At 73.6% G+C, this 23,408-nt stretch carries 15 protein-coding genes; 9 read left to right on the top strand and 6 right to left on the bottom strand.

Annotated features, from left to right (window positions below; translation table 11 throughout):
- Window positions 1-127: 127 nt before the first annotated feature.
- From AB0D53_RS39800 to AB0D53_RS39785, 4 genes are all read right to left on the bottom strand, one after another.
- Entirely contained in the window at window positions 128-502 is a 375-nt protein-coding gene (locus AB0D53_RS39800; protein ID WP_007262928.1) for an RNA polymerase-binding protein RbpA, read from the bottom strand.
- Between the two features lie 275 nt (window positions 503-777).
- Complete coding sequence (locus AB0D53_RS39795; protein ID WP_362454247.1) at window positions 778-2,151, bottom strand: MFS transporter; 1,374 nt, start codon at window positions 2,149-2,151, stop codon at window positions 778-780.
- A gap of 46 nt (window positions 2,152-2,197) precedes the next feature.
- A complete protein-coding gene (locus AB0D53_RS39790) occupies window positions 2,198-2,962 on the bottom strand; it encodes a glycerophosphodiester phosphodiesterase (protein WP_362454246.1) in 765 nt (254 codons plus the stop codon).
- Window positions 2,959-3,681 (bottom strand): hypothetical protein, encoded by a 723-nt coding sequence (locus tag AB0D53_RS39785; RefSeq protein WP_362454245.1) that lies wholly within the window; start codon window positions 3,679-3,681, stop codon window positions 2,959-2,961. Before AB0D53_RS39785 ends, AB0D53_RS39790 begins: the two co-directional genes overlap by 4 nt.
- 102 nt (window positions 3,682-3,783) lie before the next feature.
- Between AB0D53_RS39785 and AB0D53_RS39780 the strand changes: the two genes are divergently transcribed.
- Window positions 3,784-5,283, top strand: a complete 1,500-nt coding sequence (locus AB0D53_RS39780; RefSeq protein WP_329817201.1) for a PLP-dependent aminotransferase family protein — start codon at window positions 3,784-3,786, stop codon at window positions 5,281-5,283.
- Between the two features lie 58 nt (window positions 5,284-5,341).
- Here AB0D53_RS39780 and AB0D53_RS39775 read toward each other — a convergent pair whose 3' ends face one another.
- Window positions 5,342-6,934 (bottom strand): ATP-binding protein, encoded by a 1,593-nt coding sequence (locus AB0D53_RS39775; RefSeq protein ID WP_362454244.1) that lies wholly within the window; start codon window positions 6,932-6,934, stop codon window positions 5,342-5,344.
- A 37-nt stretch (window positions 6,935-6,971) separates the two neighbouring features.
- Entirely contained in the window at window positions 6,972-7,166 is a 195-nt protein-coding gene (locus tag AB0D53_RS39770; protein ID WP_358951758.1) for a hypothetical protein, read from the bottom strand.
- 314 nt (window positions 7,167-7,480) lie between these two features.
- Between AB0D53_RS39770 and AB0D53_RS39765 the strand changes: the two genes are divergently transcribed.
- The 8 genes from AB0D53_RS39765 to AB0D53_RS39730 all read left to right on the top strand — a co-directional run bounded on the left by AB0D53_RS39765 (window position 7,481) and on the right by AB0D53_RS39730 (window position 23,358).
- On the top strand, window positions 7,481-7,873 hold the full coding sequence (locus AB0D53_RS39765; protein ID WP_362454243.1) for an ankyrin repeat domain-containing protein: 393 nt from the start codon (window positions 7,481-7,483) through the stop codon (window positions 7,871-7,873).
- A 219-nt stretch (window positions 7,874-8,092) separates the two neighbouring features.
- Window positions 8,093-9,511, top strand: coding sequence for a HEAT repeat domain-containing protein (locus AB0D53_RS39760; RefSeq protein ID WP_362454242.1), 1,419 nt, complete (start codon window positions 8,093-8,095; stop codon window positions 9,509-9,511).
- A 147-nt stretch (window positions 9,512-9,658) separates the two neighbouring features.
- Window positions 9,659-10,819 (top strand): glycosyltransferase family 1 protein, encoded by a 1,161-nt coding sequence (locus tag AB0D53_RS39755; RefSeq protein WP_362454241.1) that lies wholly within the window; start codon window positions 9,659-9,661, stop codon window positions 10,817-10,819.
- Between the two features lie 17 nt (window positions 10,820-10,836).
- Window positions 10,837-11,979: a glycosyltransferase gene (locus AB0D53_RS39750; protein WP_362454249.1), complete on the top strand. Its 1,143-nt coding sequence runs from the start codon at window positions 10,837-10,839 to the stop codon at window positions 11,977-11,979.
- Window positions 11,980-12,147: 168 nt separating this feature from the next.
- Window positions 12,148-15,804 (top strand): hydantoinase B/oxoprolinase family protein, encoded by a 3,657-nt coding sequence (locus AB0D53_RS39745; protein ID WP_362454240.1) that lies wholly within the window; start codon window positions 12,148-12,150, stop codon window positions 15,802-15,804.
- 83 nt (window positions 15,805-15,887) lie between these two features.
- A complete protein-coding gene (locus tag AB0D53_RS39740) occupies window positions 15,888-17,414 on the top strand; it encodes a hypothetical protein (RefSeq protein WP_362454239.1) in 1,527 nt (508 codons plus the stop codon).
- 154 nt (window positions 17,415-17,568) lie between these two features.
- Entirely contained in the window at window positions 17,569-18,498 is a 930-nt protein-coding gene (locus AB0D53_RS39735) for a hypothetical protein (RefSeq protein ID WP_329817191.1), read from the top strand.
- 57 nt (window positions 18,499-18,555) lie between these two features.
- Window positions 18,556-23,358, top strand: a complete 4,803-nt coding sequence (locus AB0D53_RS39730; RefSeq protein WP_362454238.1) for a hypothetical protein — start codon at window positions 18,556-18,558, stop codon at window positions 23,356-23,358.
- Window positions 23,359-23,408: the final 50 nt, after the last annotated feature.

Here is a 23,408-nt window from a genome sequence, read left to right as displayed (position 1 = left end):
CACCACTCGGCCGACCGATACCGTGGGGGTCGTGGGGATCAGAACTCGGTGGTGACCTTGGCTCCGCGTGACACACACTCTGTGTCACGGCCCGCGGCTCTGTCGTACTGCGGTGTTACGCGGTCGGTCAGGCAGACTTCCTGCTGTCCCGCGGGTGTACGGCGATGTTCATGGCTCCGGAGCGAAGGACCGCCAGCCTCTCGGCGAGCACTTCCTCCAGCTCCTCGCGTGTGCGCCGCTCCATGAGCATGTCCCAGTGCGTGCGCGCAGGCTTGCCCTTCTTCTCCTCGGGGCCATCCCCGTCCACCAGGAGTGCCATGGCGCCGCACGCCTTGCACTCCCACTCCGGCGGAATTTCCGCCTCTACCGAGAACGGCATCTCAAATCGATGTCCGTTCTGGCATGCGTACTCCACCGCCTGGCGCGGGGCCAGATCGATGCCGCGGTCCGTCTCGTAGCTGGTAACCACGAGTCGCGTGCCGCGGAGAGCTCGCTCACTCATGAATCGTGCCTCCCGGGCTTGTCGCCCACAGGACAGGTGTCGCTGTCGTCGTCATCCGGTCAACGTCCGGTCGGCGTTAAAGATTCCCGTTGCCGGTCATGCGTCGCCCGTCGTGCCGCTGCTTTTTCAGGTTTCCCAGGGTTCCAAGTACCCAGCAATGCCCGGTTTGTCACATCTGGCGGAAGTTGTCACCCAACGCTTCGGCTTCTTCCGCTCGCAGTAACGGTCCTCCGGGCAGGCCAAAGGCGTACACTACCGGCCTTTCACTTCAACGTCTAAATCCGTTCGGGTACGGGATTGCCCGCGGCCGCCACGGCCCGCCGGATCGGCACCCTCGCGAGCAGCACGGAGCCGACCACGAAGAAGATCACCAACGAGATGATGGCATCCCGGTAGCTGCCGGTCAGCTGATAGGCGAGTCCGAACACCAGTGGCCCCAGCCAGCTCAGCCCGCGGTCGCTCATCTCGTACGCGGAGAAGTACTCGGCCTCCTTGCCTCGCGGCACCAGATGGGAGAAGAGCGAGCGCGACAGTGCCTGGCTGCCGCCGAGCACCAGGCCGATCGCCGACGCCAGTACATAGAAGAAGACCGGCGCCCCGGCGGGCAGGAAATATCCGGCGACGAGAATCAGCGTCCAGAAGACGAGCGACCCGAGGATCGTGCGCTTCGCGCCGTACGACCGTGCCAGCCGGCCCATCCCCAGCGCTCCGGCCACCGCGAGCACCTGCACCAGCAGCACCGCCGTGATCAGGGTCGTCTGGTCGAGACCCAGCTCCTCCGAGCCGTACACCGAGGCCTGGGAGATCACCGTCTGCACGCCGTCGTTGTAGACGAGGTAGGCCAGCAGGAAGGAGAGCGTCAGCGGATGGCGGCGCATGTCGCGCAGGGTGGCCATCAGCTGCCGCCAGCCCGAGCCGACCGCCCCCTCGCCGCCCGCCGTCACACGCCGGTCGCGCAGCCGGCGCAGCGGCACCAGCGTGAAGGCACCCCACCACAGGCCGGCCGACGCGAGACAGATCCGTACCGCGTCGGACTGGGAGAGGCCGAAGGAGTCGTGGCCCGTGTACAGGACCAGGTTCAGGACCAGGACGAGCGCGCCCGAGGTGTAGCCGAAGGCCCAGCCGCGCGAGGAGACCGCGTCCCGCTCCTCCGGCTCGGCGATCTGCGGCAGGTACGCGTTGTAGAGCACCATCGAGACCGAGATCGCGGCGTTCGCCACGATCAGCAGGAAGGCGCCCAGCAGATAGCGGTGGCCGTCCAGGAAGAACATGCCGGTGGTCGCGGCGGCACCCGTGTAGGCGGCGGCCGCGAGCAGCGGCTTCTTGCGCCCCGTACGGTCCGCGGCGGCGCCCACGATCGGCATCACGACCACCGCGACCACCACGGACACGGAGACCGCGTAGGCGAACAGCGACCCGGCGCGGACCGGGATGCCGAGCGGGTGCACGAAGCCGTCGGCGTCGGCGGCCGCCTTGGCTATCGAGGTGAGGTAGGGGCCGATGAAGACCGTCAGGACGCTCGTCGAGTAGACGGAGCAGGCGAAATCGTAGAAATACCAGCCGCGCTGTTCACTTCTGCGGCTCGCGGCAGCGGCGGAATCCGCAGTCGGTTCCGTCGGCTCAGCGGTTTCCGCGGTCTCGGCGCTCAACCCGCACCCCCTCGTCTCTCCCCGTGAAGACCTGGCACGGCCGGCATCAGGCCCAGGCCCCCCGCTCGCTCAGCACCGTGCGCAGCGTCTCGATGTGATCGGTCATGATGCCATCCACGCCGAGGTCGAGGAGCGCTGCCATCCGCTCGGGCTCGTTCACGGTCCAGACGTGCACCTGGAGTCCTCGCGCGTGCGCCTCGCGCACGAAGCGCCGGTCGACCACCCGGACGCCGTTCTGGCTCTCCGGCACCTGCGCGCACACCGCGCCCGCCCGCAGCGCGGCCGGGATCCCGTACGAGCGCAGCCGCAGCCCGAGAACGCCCCGGACGCCGTAGGAAGTGGCGAGCCGGGGGCCCGCCAGCCGGTGCGCCCTGGCGACCCGGGCCTCCGAGAACGAGCCGACGCACACCCGGTCCCAGGCGTCCGTGCGGCGGATCAGCTCGACCAGCGGAACCAGTGCGGAAGCGGTCTTGATGTCGACGTTCCAGCGGGCCTCGGGGAAGGTCTCCAGCAACTCCTCGAACAGCGGCAGTGGCTCCCGGCCCGCCACCCTGGCCCGTCGCACCTCGCTCCAGGGCAGCTCGGCTATCCGGCCGCGGGCGTCCGTCACCCGGTCCAGGGTGGCGTCGTGGAAGGCGACCAGGCGGCCGTCCGAGGTCGTGTGCACATCGGTCTCGAAGTAGCGGTACCCGGCGTCGGCGGCCCGGCGGAACGCGGCCGTGGTGTTCTCGATCCCGTCCGCCGCACCGCCCCGGTGGGCGAACGGGATGGTCGCGGGATGGTCCAGATAGGGGTGGCGTACGGAGGTCACTGCGGAAGTATGGCCTGCTCCGGTGCCGGTGCGGTGACGGTGGTGTTCCCATGGTCCGGCGCGGATACGACGGCCGCCTCCTCGGCGGCTTCGGCGTTCTCCCCGGCCGGCTCGCCGCCGACCGCGAAGAAGCGCAGGAAGAACTGGGCGAGCGGGCCGATGGCCAGGGCGTACACGACCGTGCCCGCCCCGAGGGTGCCGCCGAGCAGGAAGCCGGTCGCCACGACCGCCACCTCGATCAGCGTCCGCACCAGCCGGATGGAGCGGCCGGTGCGCAGATGCAGCCCGGTCATCAGCCCGTCGCGGGGCCCCGGGCCGAACCGCGCCGCGATGTACAGACCCGTGGCGACGCCGTTGACCACGACCCCCGCGGCCATCACGGCGGTCTGCGCGGCGAGGCCGTGCACGTCGGGTACGAGCGCGAGCGTGCCGTCCATGGCGATGCCGACGGCGAAGACATTGGAGACGGTGCCCAGGCCCGGGCGCTGCCTGAGCGGTATCCACAGCAGCAGGACGGCGGCGCCGACGATGATCGAGACGACCCCGATGGACAGTCCGGAGCGCTCGGCGAGCCCCTGATGCAGTACGCCCCAGGGTTCGAGACCCAGACCGGCGCGGACCAGGAGCGCCGAGCTGGCTCCGTACAGCGCGAGACCGGCGTACAGCTGGATCAGCCGACGGGTGAGGTGAGCCCCGCGAGGGGCGGCGGCGTTGGACAAGGGATGCCCCCTGGTGTGGTGATGGTGGACTGCCGCATGTCACTCTGTGGCAGGGGATTGGCTGCCAACTATGGCCAATCCGAGGAAGGTGGACTGATTTCCATGGCTCAGTGGACTTCGGCGGTGGGTGCGGCGCAGCTCGCCCGGCAGCTCCAGGCCCAACAGCCCCGGCCCGCAGGACCGGGGGCCCGCAGGCCCCCCGCCTATCGTGCGCTGGCCGACGGGATCCGTCTGCTCGTCCTCGAAGGCCGGGTGCCGGTCGCCGCCAGGCTCCCCGCCGAACGCGAGCTGGCCCTCGCCCTCTCCGTCAGCCGCACCACCGTCGCCGCCGCGTACGAGGCGCTGCGGACCGAGGGGTTCCTGGAGTCCCGCCGGGGAGCCGGCAGCTGGACCGCCGTGCCCGCCGGGAACCCGCTGCCCGCACGCGGTCTGGAGCCGCTGCCCCCCGAGTCCCTCGGCTCGATGATCGACCTGGGCTGCGCCTCGCTGCCCGCCCCCGAGCCGTGGCTGACCCGGGCGGTCCAGGGCGCCATCGAGGAGCTCGCACCGTACGCCCACACCCACGGCGACTACCCGGCCGGGCTGCCCGCGCTGCGGCAGATGATCGCCGACCGCTACACCGGGCGCGGCATCCCGACCATGCCCGAGCAGATCATGGTCACCACCGGCGCGATGGGCGCGATCGACGCGATCTGTCATCTCTTCGCGGGCCGCGGCGAGCGGATCGCGGTGGAGTCCCCGAGCTATGCCAACATCCTTCAGCTGATGCGGGAGGCGGGTGCCCGGCTGGTGCCGGTGGCGATGGAGGAGGGGCTCGGCGGCTGGGACATGAACCGGTGGCGGCAGGTGCTGCGGGACGCGGCGCCGCGGCTCGCCTACGTCGTCGCCGACTTCCACAACCCCACCGGCGCGCTGGCCGACGAGGACCGGCGGCGTGCGCTGGTGGACGCGGCCCGTTCCGCCGGTACGGTCCTGGTGGTCGACGAGACCATGAACGAGCTCTGCCTCGACCCCGATGTGCGGATGCCCCGCCGGGTCTGCGCCTTCGACCCGGCGGGCTCCACCGTGATCACGGTCGGATCGGCGAGCAAGGCCTTCTGGGCGGGCATGCGCATCGGCTGGGTGCGCGCCGCCCCGGATGTGATCCGCAGCCTGGTCGCCGCCCGTGCCTACGCCGACATGGGCACACCCGTCCTCGAACAGCTCGCCGTGAACTGGCTGATGCGCACCGGCGGCTGGGAGGAGGCCGTGCAGGTCCGGCGCGAGCAGGCGCGGGAGAACCGGGACGCCCTCGTCACCGCGGTCCGCCGGGAGCTGCCCGACTGGGAGTTCTCCGTGCCGCTCGGCGGCCTGACGCTCTGGGTGCGGACCGGCGGCCTCTCCGGCTCCCGGCTGGCGGTCGCCGGGGAGAGGGTCGGGGTACGCGTCCCCTCCGGTCCCCGGTTCGGGGTCGACGGCGCCTTCGAGGGATACGTACGGCTGCCGTTCACGGTCTCGGGGCCCGTCGCGGACGAGGCGGCGGCACGGCTCGCGGCGGCGGCGCAGCTGGTCGGCTCGGGAGCGGGCGCGGGGGCCGAGGCGCCGCGGACATTCGTCGCCTGACCCGGGAAGGGGTGCGGGGTGAGGGGCCGCCGGTCCCTCACCCCGCGGGCGCGCGCGTTCAGTCGGTGACCGCCACGGTCACGGCGCGCGGCAGTACCGGCTCCGGGACGCCCGGGGCGGCCGGCACGGCCGCCTCGACGACCGGCTCCTGCCTCTCGGGGAGCAGCCCGAGGACCGCCTGCCGCTCCGCCTCCCCGGTCGCCTCGTCGTACGGGTCGGGTGTGGCCGGGACCTGCAGCCGGAGCACCGGACCGGTTCCGAGCCGGGCGTATCCGCGGCCGGGCGGGACATCGGCGGCCGGGGTGGTGTGCGGCTCGGTGCCGAGCACCGACTCCACCTGCTCGCGCGAGCAGTGGCCGAGCACGGCCCGGGCCCTGAGCTGCGTCCGTACGGTCTCGCCGAGGGCGTCCAGGCCGTCGAGCTGATCGGCCAGCACCACGGTCACGTTGGCCGCCCTGCCGTGCCGCAGCGGCACCTGGAGCAGCTCCTGCGGATCGGGCCTGCCGTCGGCGGCGGCCGGATGGCCGAGGACCCCGGGCCGGTCCAGCAGGATCCAGAGCGGGCGTCTGATGTCGTCGGGCAGGGGGTGGCCGGCCTGCCGCGCGCGGTTGGCGGCGATCAGCCGCCGCTCGGTCTCGTGGGCGGCCCACTCCAGGGCCTCCAGCGCGCCGGTCGGCCCGCACTCCACGGCCAGCACGCCGTCCCGCCCGGTCAGGCAGGCGTACTCGCCGGTTCCGCCGCCTTCGACGATCAGGATGTCGCCGTGCTGGAGCGCCTGCAGGGCGATGGAGCGCATCAGGGTGGTGGTGCCGCTGCCGGGCTGCCCGATCACCAGCAGGTGCGGCTCGGTGGAGCGGGCGCCGTTGCGCCAGACGACCGGAGGGGCGTCGCGGGTGGTGTCGCCGTCGTGCACCGGAACGGTGCGCTGCACCGAGTCGCCGTCGGTGAAGCCCAGTACGGTCTCGCCGGGGGCGGTGACGAAGCGCTGGGCGCCGATCGAGGTGGGCAGGGGGCCGAGGACGCTCATGACGAGCTTGTTGCCCTCCTCGTCCCAGGCGAAGTGGTATTCCCGGCCGCGGCCGGACTTGGCGTGCAGCAGCCGCTCGATCCGGGCACGGGAGGCGGCCTCGCTGTCGGTGAAGTAGGCGGGGTACGTCACCTGGAGACGGGTCAGCCGCCCGTCGCCGTCGAACTCGTAACCGCTGAAGGCCTTCTCCCAGTCGCCGCCGTGGGAGAACAGCGGTCCGGGGTCCTCGGCCACCGAGAAGTACGGCACGAGCGCCTCGTACAGCGAGCGCAGCCGCGCCGTCCCCGCCTCGTCGGGGCCGGTCTTCACAGGGGTCCGCTCCCGCCCCGCCCAGGCGGCCGCGCCCATCACCGTGACGAGGGCGATCAGACCCCCGTACGGCATGAGCGCGAACGCGAGCACGCAGGCCGCGACGAGGAACAGCGTGGGGCCACGTCTGTCCTTGGGCGTCGCGGCCCACTTCTGCCGTCCGGCTCCGGCCAGCAGTCGCAGACCACGAGTGATCGTGATCAGCGGATGGAGGACGTCCGTGGCGTTGTCGGCGGCCGTGCGCGCGAACTCGCGACTGCGAGTGATCGAGGCGCTGCCGCTGCTCAGAATGCGGGGGAGTGGTCGCCGGGCCACGTCGGTCTCCTGACGGGGTGGGAGCGGTCGCGGGGGGTCAGAACTTGATCCCGCCCAGGAGGCCGGCGAGACTCGCGCCGCCCGCGGTGATGCTCGGTGCGATGGCGGTGCCCGCCAGATAGAAGCCGAACATGGCGGTGACGAGGGCGTGCGAGGCCTTGAGGCCGTCCTTCCTGAAGAACAGGAAGACGATGATGCCGAGGATGACGACGCCTGACATGGACAGGATCATGAGTGGTTCTCCTGGTTGGGGGGACAGTCACCATGAGTCCTTCCAGGTTCACCAGAAGTATCTATACGATGAAAGCTGCAATCGGGTGAAAAGTCGTTATTTTCACTTGAATGGCCGTCCGAACGATCCCGATGGGGCGGAACATCCGGTGTCGCGTACTGTTCCGCGGCACCATTCGTGATCCTTTGCCACGGGTGGGCCGGGTCAAGTGCCCGGCCGGGCAGTACCCTGTCGGTTCACTCGTACGGCCCCCACGGCGTACGTCCCGGCAGGTCGACAGCGGTGAAACCGGTTGATGGAAGGCGGTCCGTCCGATGAGCGAAACACCCGATCCCGAGGTGGTCGAGCTGGCGACGAAGGTCTTCGACCTCGCTCGCCGCGGTGAGACCGACGCGCTCGCCGCTTACGTCGACGCCGGCGTCCCCGCCAACCTCACCAACGACCGGGGCGATTCGCTGCTGATGCTCGCCGCCTACCACGGGCACGCCGCCGCGGTCACGGCCCTCGTCGGCCGCGGCGCCGACCCGGACCGGGCCAACGACCGCGGGCAGACACCGCTCGCCGGTGCCGTTTTCAAGGGCGAGGACGCGGTGATCGAGGCGCTGCTCTCCGCAGGGGCCGATCCGACCGCCGGAACGCCCTCCGCCCTCGACACGGCTCGCATGTTCGGCAAGGCCGACCTGCTGGAACTCTTCGGCTCCCGCTGACCGGGTACGCCGTAAATGTGGTCGCGGTGGCGAAATGGCTGGGTCATCATGACGTCGCGGGCCCGGCTCCGGGCCACCGACGAGAGGCAGAGGAAGATGGTCTACACCAAGCAGAAGACGGCGGTCGGCCGATCATGTTGCTGCGCGGCGTAGTGCCCACCCGGCACTTGGAACTGCACAGTCCCGGTTGCGTCGACAGCTTGATGTGAGGCTTTTTCCATGTTTGATCCGTTCATAGCGCCGAGCGGCACCCTGCTCGGCCTGCTGCAGAGGGGCCGCGGCGACGGCACGCTCCACGCGCTCGCCGCACCACGCCCCGAGGCCCTGGCGGCTCTCAACCACTGCGTCCTGAGCGATCCGCGTCACGACTGGCAGGTGGAGAACCGCTCCCTCTACTACGCGCGCCTGTATCTCGATCTCGACGGCGGCATCGAAGAGATCGAGCGTCACCTGTGCGATCCCGACGACCACCTCGACACCGACGACTCGCGCACCGGTCTGGCCCTCGCCGTGCTCGGCCACCTCGCCTCGTACGGACGCGGCGACGCCCTGGCCCTGCTGCGGCGGTACGCCGCGACCGGCGCCAACTGGGCCTGGGCCCTCGACGAGCTCGCCCTGCGCGACGACGACGCCGGGCTCCGTGCTCTGGCCGTACCCGTGCTCGGCCGGTTCCCGGCCACCGAGGAGGGCGCCGCCGAGCTGGCCGCCGCCGTACGGGACGCCTATGAACCCCGCCCCTGGCGGCTCTGGGCGGACGACCCGCGCGACGCGGTCGGCGCCAGGGTCCGGGCCGCCTCGGAACAGGGCTCGTTCGACCGCTGGCAGCGCCAGCTGCGCCCCGGCGGCCCCCGTCCCGGCTGGAGCGTCCAGGCGGTCTTCGACTGGGCGCAGCAGGGTCTCGAACGCGGCAGCACCCTCCATGTGCCGGCCGCCCGCTGCCTCACCGCCGTCGCGGGCCCCGAGGACCGGCCCACGATCGTCGAGGCCGCCCGCAGCGGCCCGGAGGGCGCACGCTGTGCCGCGCTGCACTACCTGGCCGAGGCCAGGGACCCGGCCGTGCTCGACCTGATCGAGGCCGGAGCGGTCGGCGTCTCGCGCACCGTCGCCGACGCCTCCGTCGCCGCCTTCGAGCGGATGTGCGGCGACGCGGCGGTGGACCGTGCCCGGCGCTGGGCCCGGCGGCCCGACGCGCTCGGTGCCTCCGCGGCCGGTGTGCTCGCCTGCCGGGGCGGCGCCCAGGACGCACCGCTGGTCCTCGGAGCGCTCCGCGAGGCCGTACGGGGCGAGGGACCGGACACCCCGCGCCTGTGGACGCTCGTCGACGGCGCGGGACGGCTCGGCATCGCCTGCGCCGCCCCCGTGCTGCGGCACGTGTACCGGGAGACCTCCTCCTCGCATCTGCGCGGCCGGGCGGCCCGGGCACTGGCCGCCACCGATCCCTCCTTCGCCACCGGATTCGCCGTCGAATGCCTGTGGGACTGCGAGGAGACCACCCGGGAGGTCGCCGCACTCCACGCGGAGACCGGCGACATCAGGGTCGCCGAGCGGCTCCGCCGCCTCGCCGCCGACCCGGCCGAGGAGGCCGAGGTGCAGACGGCGGTACGCAGCCGGATCGGGCCCGACACCCCCGCGGCCTGACCGAGTACGAACAGCGACGCGCGTCGGGGGGCGCGCGGCGCGAACGGGCGGGACCGGAAGCACCCCGGCCCGAACGCTCACGGGACGTTCCCCGGACGGAAAGATCCAAGTCGGCCCGGCCACGCCCGGCGCGGCGACAACACACACATGCGTGTCGTCATCGTCACCGAGTCCTTCCCGCCCGATGTCAACGGCGTGGCCCACTGCACCCTCCAGACCGCCCGGCATCTCGCCGGCCGCGGCCACGAACCGCTCGTCATCGCCCCGGCCACCGCCGGCGCGACGACCACGTCCCGTCCGGACCGCTCCGGTCCCTCCGCCACCTTCGAGGCCGACGCCCCCTGCCCCGTGGTACGCGTTCCCTCCCTCCCCCTGCCCGGCTATCCCCAGGTACGGGTCGCGCTGCCCGGCCGCCGGCTGACCGTCGCACTCACCGCCCACCGCGCCGACCTCGTCCACCTGGCAGGGCCGTTCGTGCTCGGAGCACGGGGCATGACGGCCGCCGCCCGGCTCGGCCTGCCGGCCGTGGCCGTCTACCAGACCGACCTGGCCGGCTACGCCCGCACCTACCTCGGCACCGGCGAGAGCACCGTCTGGCGCCGGATGCGCACCGTGCACGCCGCCGCCGACCGCACCCTCGCCCCGTCCACCGCCGCCCTGAACGACCTCACCGACCACGGCGTGCCCCGGGTCCGGCTGTGGCCGAGAGGCGTCGACACCACACGGTTCCGGCCCGGTCTGCGGGACGAGGCACTGCGCCGCCGGCTCGCACCCGGAGGGCAGCGGATCGTCGGGTACGTCGGACGGCTCGCCCCGGAGAAGCATGTCGAACTCCTCGCCGGGGCCTGCGCGGTCCCCGGGGTCCGGGTCGTGGTCGTCGGGGACGGACCCAGCGAACCGTCGCTGCGCACCGCCCTGCCCGGCGCCGTCTTCCTCGGCCGCAGGACCGGGGACGAGCTCGCCCGGGTCTTCGCGTCGCTGGACGTGTTCGTGCACACCGGACCGTACGAGACGTTCTGCCAGACGGTGCAGGAGGCCATGGCCTGCGCGCTCCCCGTGATCGCCCCGGCGGCCGGCGGACCCCTCGACCTCGTCCGCCACGGGCGCACCGGGCTGCTCGTCCCCCCGCTCGACGCCCGCGCGGTGACGGCGGCGGCCGGCACGCTCGCCGCCGACCCCGCGCTCGCCTCCGCCTACGGCGCCGCCGGCCGGGCCGCGGTCGAGGGACGGACCTGGCAGGCCGTGGGCGATCAGCTCCTGGACCACTACGACGAGGTGCTGCGCGAGCGGACGGCGGTGGCGGCGTGAGCGGCCGGGGCGAGCGCATGGTCATCGTCCGGCTGGCGAACTTCGTCACCCCGTCCTCCGGCGGGCTGCGCACCGCCCTGGACGAACTCGGCCGCGGCTACCTCGCCGCCGGCCACGAACCGGTGCTCGTCGTACCCGGCGCCGGACCGGGCGACGAGCGCACGGAGCAGGGCCGGGTGATCACGCTCCCGGGGCCGGTCCTGCCGGGCAGCGGCGGCTACCGCGTACTGACGGGCCGGAGCAGGCTCCGCCACCTCCTGGAGGTGCTGCGGCCCGACCGCCTTGAGGTCTCCGACCGGACCACCCTGCGCTGGACGGGCGAATGGGCCCGCCGCGCCAGGGTGCCCGCCGTGATGGTCTCGCACGAGACCGCCGACGGGGTGCTGCGCACCTGGGGCCTCCCGGCGGCCGCGGCACGCCGCGCGGCCGACCGCCTGAACGCGCGCAGCGCCCACGCCCACACCCGGATCGTGTGCACCACGCAATGGGCGGAACGGGAGTTCCTGCGCATCGGCGCCCGCAACGTGGTGCGCGCCCCGCTCGGCGTGGACCTGAGGCGCTGCCGCCCCCAACGGCGCAGTACGGCGCTGCGCGCCGGGCATCTGCACGGTCAGGACGTGCTGATCCTGCTGTGCTCGCGGCTCTCGGTCGAGAAACGCCCCCGCCGGGCCCTGGAGACCGTTGCCGAGCTGCGGAGTCAAGGCGTGCGGGCGGCACTGCTCGTCGCGGGCGACGGCCCGCTGCGCGCGGGGCTGGAGACCTGGGCCCGGGCACAGCGGCTGCCGGTCGAATTCCTGGGCCATGTACGGGACCGGCAGACGCTGGCGGATCTGCAGGCGGCGGCCGACATCTGCCTGGCGCCCGGACCGGCGGAGACGTTCGGCCTGTCCGCGCTGGAGGCACTGGCCTGCGGCACCCCGGTGGTGGCGAGCGCGAGCTCCGCGCTGCCGGAGGTGATCGGCGGTGCCGGAGCCGCGGCCCGGAACACCGGCGAGGCCTTCGCCGCCGCCGTACGCGACGTGCTCGGGCGCCCGTCGGACGGACGCCGTGCCGCCGCGAGGAAACGGGCGGAACTCTTCGGCTGGGACCGCTCGGTGGCCGCGTTCCTGGCCGCCCACGAGGTACCGGACCGGGGCGGGAACCCGGGGGTGCGGGCCTGAAGGGCGGGTCGGTGGCGCACGGTGCACCGGGGGCGCCGATGCCGTTCCCACGCCCCGGATCCCGCGCCCGGCCGGTACGGGGCCGCGGCACGCTCGCACACCTCGGCCGGCGCACGGCGGACCGTGCCGTCCTGGGCCGTCGTCCGTGCCGCGGGCCAGTATGGAGGGATGACCGGACGCTGGGAGTTCTGGATCGACCGAGGCGGAACGTTCACCGATGTCGTGGGCCGGGACCCCGGCGGGCACCTGGTCACCCGCAAGCTGCTCTCCCACGACCCGGACCGCTACCGCGACGCCGCCGTGGCCGGGATCCGGACGCTGCTCGGCCTCGGGCCCGGCGACCCGGTCCCCGCCGACCGGGTCGCCGCAGTGCGGATCGGCACCACCGTCGCCACCAACGCCCTGCTGGAACGGCACGGCGAGCCGACCGTCCTGGTCATCACGGAAGGCTTCCGGGACGCCCTGCGCATCGCGTACCAGAACCGGCCGCGCCTCTTCGACCGCCGCATCCTGCTGCCCGAAGCCGTGTACGAGAGGGTGATCGAGGTCCCCGAACGGATCGACGCCCACGGCCGGGTCGTCACCCCGCTGGACCGGGAAACGGTCACCGAACGGCTGAGGGCCGCCCACGCCGACGGACTGCGCAGCGCCGCCGTCGTCCTGATGCACGGCTACCGCCACCCCGGACACGAGAGCGCCGTGGCCGAAGCGGCCCGCGAGGCGGGCTTCACCCAGATCAGCTGCTCGCACGAGGTGAGCCCGCTGATCAAGCTCGTACCGCGCGGCGACACCACCGTCGTCGACGCCTACCTCTCACCGATCCTGCGCCGGTACGTCGAGGAGGTCGCCGGTGAACTCGGCGGCATCCGGCTGATGTTCATGCAGTCCAACGGCGGGCTGCGCGAGGCCTCCCACTTCCGGGGCAAGGACGCGGTGCTCTCCGGCCCGGCCGGCGGCGTGGTCGGTATGGCCCGCACCTCCGAACAGGCCGGATTCCACCGGGTCATCGGCTTCGACATGGGCGGAACGTCCACCGATGTGTCCCACTACGCGGGCGAGTTCGAGCGCGAGCTAGGCACCCGGGTCGCCGGGGTGCGGATGCGCGCCCCGATGATGAGCATCCACACCGTCGCGGCCGGCGGCGGCTCCGTCCTGCACTTCGACGGCCGGCGCTACCGGGTCGGCCCCGACTCGGCGGGCGCGATCCCCGGCCCGGCCTGCTACCGCCGCGGCGGCCCGCTGACCGTCACCGACGCCAACGTGATGCTCGGCCGGATCCAGCCCGCGCACTTCCCCGCCGTCTTCGGACCGGACGGCGACCTCCCGCTCGACGCCGGACCGGTCCGCGAACGCTTCGACGCGCTCGCCGAGGACGTGGCGCGCGCCACCGGAACCCGGCGCACGGCCGCCCGGACCGCCGCCGGCTTCCTGGAGATCGCCGTGCTCAACATGGCGAACGCGGTCAAGAAGATCTCCGTGCAGCGCGGGCACGACATCACCCGCTACGCCCTGACCGGCTTCGGCGGCGCCGGTGGCCAGCACGTCTGCGCCGTCGCCGACTCCCTGGGCATCGACACCGTCCTCGTACCGCCGCTGGCGGGCGTGCTGTCCGCGTACGGCATCGGCCTCGCCGACACCACCGCGATGCGCGAGCAGTCGGTGGAGGCGGAACTGAACGAGGCGACCCGGACCGAAGTGGGCGCACTCTGCGAGGAGCTGGCGGCCCGGACCCGCGCCGAACTGCGCGCCGACGCCGTCCCCGACAGCGCGATCAGCACCCGTGCCCGTGTGCTGCTGCGCTACGCCGGTACGGATTCGAGCCTTCCCGTCGACCTGGACATCGTGCCCGCCATGGCCGAGGCGTTCACCGCCGGCCACCGGGCCCGCTACGCGTTCACCATGGACAAGCCCCTGGTCGTCGAGGCGGTCTCGGTCGAGGCGACCGGAACGGCCGGCCGGCACGAGCCACTCGCGGCCGAGCCCACGCCCGACGCGGGCACCCGGCCCCGGCCGCGTGACACCGTGCGGATGTTCGCCGACGGCCGATGGCAGGACACCCCGCTCCACCGCCGCGAGGAACTGCGTCCCGGGGACACCGTGACCGGGCCCGCCATGATCGCCGAGGCGGACGCCACCACCGTCGTCGACCCCGGCTGGCGGGCCGCCCTCGCCGGCACCGGCCATCTGCTGCTCACCCGGGTCCGCCCGCGCCCGGACCGCACGGCCGTCGGCACCGGGGTCGACCCCGTCATGCTGGAGGTCTTCAACAACCTCTTCATGTCGATCGCCGAGCAGATGGGGGTGCGCCTGGAGAACACGGCACACTCCGTCAACATCAAGGAGCGGCTCGACTTCTCCTGCGCGCTCTTCGACGCGGACGGCAATCTGATCGCCAACGCCCCGCACATCCCCGTCCACCTCGGCTCGATGGGCGAGTCCATCAAGGAGGTCCTGCGGCGCAACGGCGCCACGATGCGTCCCGGCGACGCCTACGCCATCAACGATCCGTACCACGGGGGAACCCACCTGCCCGACGTGACCGTGGTGACCCCGGTGTTCGACGGTGCCGACGGCGACAAGAGGCCGGAGCTTCGCTTCCTCGTGGCCTCACGCGGACACCACGCCGAGATCGGCGGCATCACCCCCGGCTCCATGCCCGCCTTCAGCCACACCGTCGACGAGGAGGGTGTGCTGTTCGACAACTGGCTGCTGGTACGCGACGGCAGGTTCCGCGAGGACGAGACGCGCGAGCTGCTCACCACCGCCGCGTACCCCTCCCGCGACCCGGAGGCCAACCTCGCCGACCTGCGCGCCCAGATCGCCGCCAACGAGAAGGGCATCGCCGAACTCCGCCGCATGGTCGAGCAGTTCGGACCCGACGTCGTCGCCGCGTACATGAGGCACGTGCAGGACAACGCCGAGGAGTCCGTCCGCCGGATCATCGCCCGACTGCACGACGGCGCCTGCCGCTACGAGACCGACAACGGCGCGTTCATCGAGGTCGCCCTCACCGTGGACCGGGCCGCCCGCTCCGCGGTCGTCGACTTCACCGGCACCTCGCCGCAGCAGCCGGGCAATTTCAACGCGCCGAAATCCGTGGTCATGGCGGCCGTGCTGTACGTCTTCCGGACCCTGGTCGCCGAGGACATCCCCCTCAACAGCGGCTGCCTCAAGCCCCTGGAGGTCCGGATTCCGGAGGGCTCCATGCTGGCCCCCGTCCACCCGGCCGCCACCGTCGCGGGAAACGTGGAGACGTCCCAGGCCGTCACCGGCGCCCTGTACGCGGCCCTCGGCATCCAGGCCGAGGGCTCGGGCACCATGAACAACCTCACCTTCGGCAACGAACACGTCCAGTACTACGAGACGGTGGCGAGCGGTTCGGGCGCGGGCGACGGCTTCGACGGCGCCGACGCGGTACAGACCCATATGACCAACTCCCGCCTCACCGACCCCGAGATCCTCGAATGGCGCTACCCCGTCCTGCTGGAGAGCTTCCGGGTCCGCGAGGACAGCGGCGGCAGCGGGCGCTGGCACGGTGGCTGCGGCGTGGAGCGGCGGATCCGCTTCCTGGAACCCGTCACCGTGGCGCTGCTCTCCGGCCACCGCCGGATCCGGCCGTACGGCATGGCGGGCGGCGAACCCGGAGCGCCGGGCGACCAGCACATCGAGCACCCGGACGGCCGGGCCACACCGCTGCGCGGCTGCGACACGGCCGAGCTGGAGCCGGGGGACGTACTGGTGCTGCGCACACCGGGCGGCGGGGGCTACGGCACCCCGGAGCCGGGCAGCGACGACGGTGCGGAGAGCGGCGGGGAACGGCCGTGACACCATGGCCGGCCGGCCCCGGAACAGGGGTCGCTTCTGCGCCGTTTCGACCGTTGTCGGTGTGAGGACCTAATCTGTGCACCGTGACTTCGCCTGCCTACACGGACAACGCTGCGCCCCAGCTCAGCGCGGGGCCGCGACCCGCCCCGGGCCCGGCCGCCGACGAGGGGCTCTCGCGGCGGCTGCGCGCGCTCGCCTGCACGGCGCCGCTGCACGACCTCGATGTCCGCAAGGCGAATCTGGCCGGTGAGTACACGGTCTACGCGATGGCCGAGGTCGCCCTCGCCGCGATCGACCTCGTCACCCTCAACATGGACTTCGACACGGGTGCCGACCACGACCAGATAGTGACCAGGCTGCTTCCCCGCGTCGCCGCCCAGGCCCCGGGCCGCCCCGCGGCCGAGCACGAGCGGGTCGCGCGCTGGGTGCTGGAGAACCTGATCAACGTCGGCAGCGTGGACCGCGGATTCCGTGCGGTGTACGGCACTTTCGGCCCCGACGGGGTCTACGTCCGCCGGGACTACGACTTCAAGCTGATCGAAGAGGTCCCGGGATACGGCGGCACCGTCTACCTCCGCGCCACCGACGAAGCGGTCAACGTCCTGGTGGGCGCCCTCGACACGGACGTCACCAGCGCCCAGATCGCCGCCGAGGTGAAGCTGGAGGTCCTCATCAGCCGGGGCCGCCTCGCGGACGCCCAGCTCGCCGCCGAACAGGCCCGCTACCGCACCGTGCAGTACGCGGAGACCCTCCGCAAGACGCTGGAGGCCACCCGGCGCAACGTCCGCGCGGTCGACTGGCTCAACGCGGTCCCCGACATGATCGCCGAGGCGCTGGACCACGTCGCCGACCGCTACCGCCACGAGAACGCGATCCTCACCAACATCCGCAAGGCGCGCGACGAGGCGGAGGAGCCCGAGCACAAGCGCCGCGCCGCCGAACTCGTCGACATCGTCAAGGACTGCATCCGCCGCCACACCCAGCTGCAGTCCCGCCTGCTGGAGGCCGGACCGCTGTTCCGCGCCGAACAGGACCGGCAGGCCTTCGCCACCCCCACGGCCCGCGCCGGCCTCGATCTGTACGGCCAGCTGGTCGCCCCGCTGCTGCCGCTCCCCGTCGAACAGGCGATCCGCGTCACCGACGCCTTCTTCGCCCGCGGCACCGGCCTGCGCACCCCCACCTCGGTACGGGTCGCAGACCTCGTCGGCATGCTGCTCACGCCGCCCCTGGAGCGGGAGAACCTGGGCGCCGAGATGCCCGAGCCCGATCTGATCGCCACCCCCGACGACAGCAGGTTCAGCGAGGAACAGCTCGCGAGCGCCATGGAGCTCCTGGACCTGGAACACGACGCCCCGCGGCGCCTGTCCGGCCTCCTCGCCGAGGCCCGGCGCCGCGATCCCGAACTGCCCTACCTGGTCGCCCTGCTCGCGGTGCACGCCGCGAGCCCGCCGGTCGGCACCGCCTACCGGCAGGGCGAACAGCGCCTGCTGTTCTCCGTCGACGACGGCACGCAGCTCGACGACATCGAGTTCGGCGGCGCGGACCTGATCGTGGGCACGGCCCTGCTGGACGCGGCCGGAATGGCCGCCGACCGCACGGAGGCGTCATGACCGGCGCGGTGCGCGCGGCACCTCGCACACCGACCCGGCCGGCCCCCGCAGGTACCCACGCCACCGACCGGACCGCGCCGCCCCGGACGGACACCGCGAGAGCCGGCGCCGTCCACCCCGTACCGAAGAGTTTCCGCAACAAGGAGCGACAGTCGTGAGCGACCACCGCGCACAGCACGCCGACGCGTGGGGCGAGCCGACCGCCGGGTACGCGACCGAGGGCGCCGGGCCCGCAGAGCCGGCGGGCCCCGCGGCCACCGCGCCCGTCACCCCGGCCGACGCGGCCGACGCCGCCCGGCTCGTCGCCTTCGGCCTCCAGCCCAAGCTGCTGCCCGCACGCGACGCCGAATACGCCGAACTGCTCCGCCGCTACCGGGAGGAACCCGCCTTCGCCCGGCTCGCCGACGCCGTGGCGACCGGACTCGGCCTGATCGTCCTGGAAGTGTCCACCCGCGCGGGCATGGCCGTGACCGCCGACGAGGACTCGGTCTTCGCCGTCCGCATGGGCGACTACGCCCGCCGCGCCTCGTCCGACTCCGCCGACCGCTTCCTGCACGGGCTCGCACACCTGGCCGTCGCCGCGATGGCCTTCCCCCGCCCCGAGGACCTCGCCGACGACGCGTACATCGGCCGGATCACGGTCAACGGCGTCGACTCCTTCGTCCGCCAGGCCTGCCACCGCCTGGAGGAGCGCGCCGAGGAGCACGGCGACAACACCGACCCGGCCACCGACGCCCCCGGACTCGAAGCGGCCTGGCGGATCTACGCCCGGCGCAGCTCCACCGGCGCCACCAAGGACGCCCGGCGACTGGCCGGCTCCACCACCGGAATCGTCGGCAAGGCCGTCGCCTTCCTCACCGACTCCGGCTTCCTCCAGCGCACCGGGGACGACGCCGGAGGCGCCTTCCGCACCACCGCCCGCTACCAGCTCCAGGTCCGCGACATGGCCGGCAGCGCCGCCATGGCCGAACTCCTGGAGCTCGGCGTCGTACCGGTCACCGACGGCACGGCGACGCTGCTGCCGCCGCCCGGCACCGACGACCTGGAACTGGCCGCCGACGCCGGCCTGCCCTTCCACGCCTGACCGGCCCCGCCCCGCCACCGCCACCGCCCTCTGCCTGAACGACGAGAGTCCGCCGCCATGTACGAGCTGTCCCGGGTCCGCCTCTACTCCATCGGACCTGCCGGCGCACGCTACGCCGACACCGTGCTCGACCTGCGCGGAGTGGGCGAGCCCGTGCCCGACCCCGCACCGGCCCAGGCGGAGTTCTTCGAGGAGGAGCCGGTCGGCCCGCCGCGCCGCCCCGCCCCCGCCGGTGTGCTCTTCCTGGAGAACGGCGGCGGCAAGTCGGTGCTGCTGAAACTGATCTTCTCGGTGATGCTGCCCGGCCACCGCAACACCCTGGGCGGTGCCAGCTCCGGCGTGCTGCGCAAGTTCCTGCTCGCCGACGACTGCGGGCACGTCGCCCTGGAGTGGCAGCACACCCTCACCGGCGAGTGCGTGGTCGTCGGCAAGGTCAGCGAATGGCGTGGCCGTCAGGTCTCCAACGACCCGCGGAAGTTCGCCGAGGCCTGGTACTCCTTCCGGCCCGGCCCCGGCCTCAGCCTGGACTCCCTGCCGGTCGCCGAGGCGACGTCCGTGCGCCGGCCCGCCGAAGGCGTCTCCGGAGCCCAGGGCCGACGGCGCACGATGAAGGGCTTCCGCGACGCCCTCACCGAGGCGGGCAAGTTCTACCAGCACCTCGACGTGCACTGGGAAGAGATCCACGACCGCTGGAACGAACACCTCGGGGACCTCGGACTCGACCCCGAACTCTTCCGCTACCAGCGTGAGATGAACGCCGACGAGGGCGAGGCGGCAGGGCTCTTCGCGGTCAAGAAGGACTCCGACTTCACCGACCTGCTGCTCCGCGCCGTCACCGACACCCGCGACACCGACGGCCTCGCCGACCTGGTGAGCGGCTTCGGCAACAAGCTCGGCCGCCGCGCCGAACTGACCGCCGAGCGCGACTTCACCGCAGGCTCCGTCGACCTCCTCGGCCGGATCGTGGAGGCCGCCGGAATCCGCTCCCGCGCCCGGGACATCCACGCGGGCGCCGAGCGCCGCACCCGTACCCTCGCCCGCAGGCTCTCCGCCCGCGCCGGACAGGAACGCGGCCGGACCGCCGAGCTGGCCCAGCGGGTCACGGGCGCCGCGCACACCGTCAGCACGGCCGAACAGGCCCGCAGCCGCAGCGCCCTGATCGCCGCCGAACTGGCCTTCCGGCACGCCTCCCTGGCCCTGACCGCGGCCGAGAAGGGCGCCGCCGCCCAACGCCGCGAGCTGGGCGACGCCCGCACCCTGCACTCCGCCTGGCAGGCCGCCGAGGCGGTGCTGCGCCACCGCGCCGCCGCCGACCGCTCCGCACGGGTGGCCGCCGCCATCCGCGAGGCCGAGCGGGATGCCGCCCCCGCGCTCGCCGCCCGCGCCCGGGCCGCCGCCGACCTCGTGCGGGCCCTGCACACCGCCGCCGAGGCCGGCGAGACGCTCGCCAACGAGGAGGAGGAGCGCTCCGACACCCTCCAGGCCGCGGGCGAGACCGCCCACCGGGACGCCACCACCGCCGCCACCGAGGCCCAGCGCGCCCGCAGCGAGGCCGGACATCTGCGCCAGCGCCTCGCCGAGGTCGAGCAGGAGACCGCACAGGCGGTACGGGCCGGCTGGCTCGACGACACCGCGCCGGACGCCGACCCGGCGCGCGCCGCCCTCGCCGCCAGCGACGCCGAGACCTCCGCCGTCGCCGCGTGGGACACCGCCAGGGGGGCCGCCCGCTCGGCGGCCGACGTGGCCAGGGAGGCCGCGGCCGCCGAGAGCCGCGCCGAACTCGCGGCGGCGCGCGCCGCCGATGCCGCACACGCCGCGGAACAGTCCTACGAGGCCGAGCTCAGGGCCGCCGAGTCGATCGCCGCCGACCACCGGCTGGCCGACCTGCTGGGCCTGCCCGCGGCACACGGCACCGGCGTGCCCCGGCCCCGTCGCGGCGCGGCCGGAACGGACCCGGAGGCCCAGAACGGCTCGGACACCACCGACCGGAGGACCGCCGCGGAGACGACCGGCCGCGCGGTCGAGGCGACTCACCCCGCTCACCCCTCCCACACGGCCCAGGGCACCCACACCGCCACGGCAGAACAGACCACCGCCCACGAACAGCCGCTCACCGCCCAGGAACTCGACCGCAGCGCCGACGAACTGCGGGAGCTGCTCGACCAGTCCATCACCTCCGCCGAACGCCGCCTCTTCGAACTGCGCACCGCGGCCGCCGACGACTCCCGCATCCTCGGCGCACTCGGCGACGGCGGACTGCTGCCGCCCGGACCCGACGTCCTCGCCACCGTCGAGTACCTCGGCGAGCACGGCATCCCCGCCCTGCCCGGCTGGCGCTACCTCGCCCAGGCCGTCGACCCCGCCGACCACGCGGCCGTCCTCGCCGCCCGTCCCGAGCTCGTCGACGGCGTGGTCATCACCGACCCCGACTCGCACGCCCGCGCCCGTGAGGTGCTGAGCGGCGCCGCGCTGCTGCCGCGCTCCGCCGTCGCCGTCGGCACCGCCGCCGCGCTGCTCGCTCCCGTCCCGGCGGCGGGCACCGGCCCGTCGGCGGACACGGAAGGCGTGTTCCTCGTCCCGCCGAACCCGGCGATGCACGACGAGCACGCCGCCGACGAGGAGCGGCAGGCCCTCAGGAGCCGGGCCACGGCCCGGGACGAGGACATCCGCACCCTCGCGTCCCGCCTCACCGGCGACCGTTCCCTCGCCGCCCGCATCGGCTCCTGGCGGGCCGACTGCCCGCCCGGCATGCTCGCCGAGCTCGCCGAGGCCGCCCGCACCGCCCGCACCTCCGCTCGGACCGCCGAGGCCGGGCTCGCCGAGGCCCGTACGGTCCGCGCCGAGGCGGACGAGGCCGCCGCGGACACCGCCCGCGTCCGTGACGAGCGCCAGGAGGCCGCACAGCGCGCCCGCCGCGCCGCCGACGCCCTCGCGGGCCTCGCGTACCGGCTCCGCGAACGCGCGGGCTGGCAGGTGAAGCTCCGTGAACTCGTCGACGAGGCGGCCGAGTCCGAAGCCCGTGCCACCGTCTGCCTGGAGCGGGCCCGCGCCGCCGACGAGGACCGCAGGGCCGCCCAGCGCGCCGCCGACGACGCCCGGCGCACCGCGCGCGCCCTGCGCGCCGAACGGGCGGAGATCGCCGGCGCCCCCGAGCAGCTCCCGGAGCCCGGGGACGACGAGATCCCGCGCCCCGCGCTCCCCGCCCTGCGCGAGGCGTACCGGGCCGCGTCCCAGCTGTACGAGAAGGTCGGCGTCGGCGCCGACCTGCGCGCCGAGCAGGCCCGCGCGGAGAGCGACGAGAGCGCCGCCCTCGCCGAGCTGGACCGGCTCACCAACAAGGTCCGCACCCGCGCCGCCCAGCTCCTCGAAGGCACCGACGGCGCGGACGGCCCCTCCCGGCAGGCGGCCGCCGCCCGCGCCGAGTCCCTGGTCCAGCTCCTGGAGACCAGGGCCTCCACGGCGAGCGAGCAGCTGGGCCGGCTCCGCGGCGAGACCGAACGCCTGGCCCCGGCCGACGGCGAGCCCCACCACACCGAACTCCCCGAGGAGCTGGTCCCCGCCGACGCCGACCGGGCCCAGACCCTCCTGCGCACCGCCACGGCCGAACTGGCCTCCGCCACCGAGGCCCTGGACACCGCCCGCGCCGCCCACGCCGAGCTGCTGCACGCCCACCGCACCGCCGAGGACTCGGCAGGCGGCTTCGACGAGACGGCGGCCCTCCTGCGCGACGTGCTCAGGGACCACGGCGCGGACGACGACACCGAGGCCCCCGAGCCGTACCCCGGCAGCCTCGACGAGGCTCGCCGGTCCGCCGCCGAGGCGCGCCGCTCACTGCGCGGCTGCGCCGCCGACCTGTCCACCGCCGAGAGCGCCGTACGGGAAGCGAGCGACGTCCTCGTACGGCACGCCAACTCCACGCGCTACGAACAGGTCCGCACCCCTGCCCGTCAGCAGATCCGCGAGCTGCCCGCCGCGGCGCTGCCCGAGCACGCCGAGAAGTGGGCCGTCGCCTTCGCGCCCCGGCTCCGGGTACTCACCGACGAGCTGGCCCAGCTGGAGCGCAACCGCGACTCCATCGTCGACCGGCTCCGCGGTCTCGTGGAGTCCGCGCTCACCACGCTGCGATCCGCCCAGCGGCTCTCCCGGCTCCCCGAAGGACTGGGGGAGTGGTCCGGTCAGGAATTCCTCCGGATCCGCTTCGAGGAACCCGACCAGGCGACGCTCACCGAGCGGCTCGGCGAGGTCGTCGACGAGGCGACCCGCGCCGCGCTGAAGAAGAACTCCGATCTGCGCAGGGACGGCATGTCCCTGCTGCTGCGCGGGGTGCAGGCGGCGCTGGAGCCCAAGGGCATCGCCGTGGAGATCCTCAAGCCGGACGCGGTGCTCCGCGCCGAGCGCGTCCCGGTCGGACAGATGGGCGATGTCTTCTCCGGCGGCCAGCTGCTCACCGCCGCCATCGCCCTGTACTGCACGATGGCCGCGCTGCGCAGCAACGACCGGGGCCGTGACCGGCACCAGCACCGGCACGCGGGCACCCTCTTCCTGGACAACCCCATCGGCCGCGCCAACGCCACCTATCTGCTGGAGCTCCAGCGCGCGGTGTCGGACGCCCTGGGCGTGCAGTTGCTTTACACGACCGGACTCTTCGACACCACGGCGCTCGCCGAATTCCCGCTGGTCATCCGGTTGCGCAATGACGCGGATCTTCGTGCCGGGCTGAAATACATCAGCGTGGAGGAGCATTTGCGCCCCGGTCTGCCGCAGCAGGACCCGAACGGCGAGACGGTGCACGGAGAGATCACCGCCACCCGCATGTTCAAGCGCGCCACGACACCTGTCGGCACAGCCGAGGAGAAGTAGGGCGGGCCGGGAAGCAGGGCGGGCGGGACACGCGGGCCGGAGCCGGAGGA

Origin of the sequence: Streptomyces sp. NPDC048295, assembly GCF_040652135.1 — a bacterium.
Classification (GTDB): Bacteria; Actinomycetota; Actinomycetes; order Streptomycetales; family Streptomycetaceae; genus Streptomyces.
This window is presented reverse-complemented; position numbering and strand designations above follow the sequence as displayed.

Coding starts and splice junctions, on each gene's coding strand:
- AB0D53_RS39800 (WP_007262928.1), bottom strand. CDS start 502: ATGAGTGAGCGAGCTCTCCGCGGCACGCGACTCGTGGTTACCAGCTAC.
- AB0D53_RS39780 (WP_329817201.1), top strand. CDS start 3,784: ATGGCTCAGTGGACTTCGGCGGTGGGTGCGGCGCAGCTCGCCCGGCAG.
- AB0D53_RS39770 (WP_358951758.1), bottom strand. CDS start 7,166: ATGATCCTGTCCATGTCAGGCGTCGTCATCCTCGGCATCATCGTCTTC.
- AB0D53_RS39765 (WP_362454243.1), top strand. CDS start 7,481: ATGAGCGAAACACCCGATCCCGAGGTGGTCGAGCTGGCGACGAAGGTC.
- AB0D53_RS39760 (WP_362454242.1), top strand. CDS start 8,093: ATGTTTGATCCGTTCATAGCGCCGAGCGGCACCCTGCTCGGCCTGCTG.
- AB0D53_RS39755 (WP_362454241.1), top strand. CDS start 9,659: ATGCGTGTCGTCATCGTCACCGAGTCCTTCCCGCCCGATGTCAACGGC.
- AB0D53_RS39750 (WP_362454249.1), top strand. CDS start 10,837: ATGGTCATCGTCCGGCTGGCGAACTTCGTCACCCCGTCCTCCGGCGGG.
- AB0D53_RS39745 (WP_362454240.1), top strand. CDS start 12,148: ATGACCGGACGCTGGGAGTTCTGGATCGACCGAGGCGGAACGTTCACC.
- AB0D53_RS39730 (WP_362454238.1), top strand. CDS start 18,556: ATGTACGAGCTGTCCCGGGTCCGCCTCTACTCCATCGGACCTGCCGGC.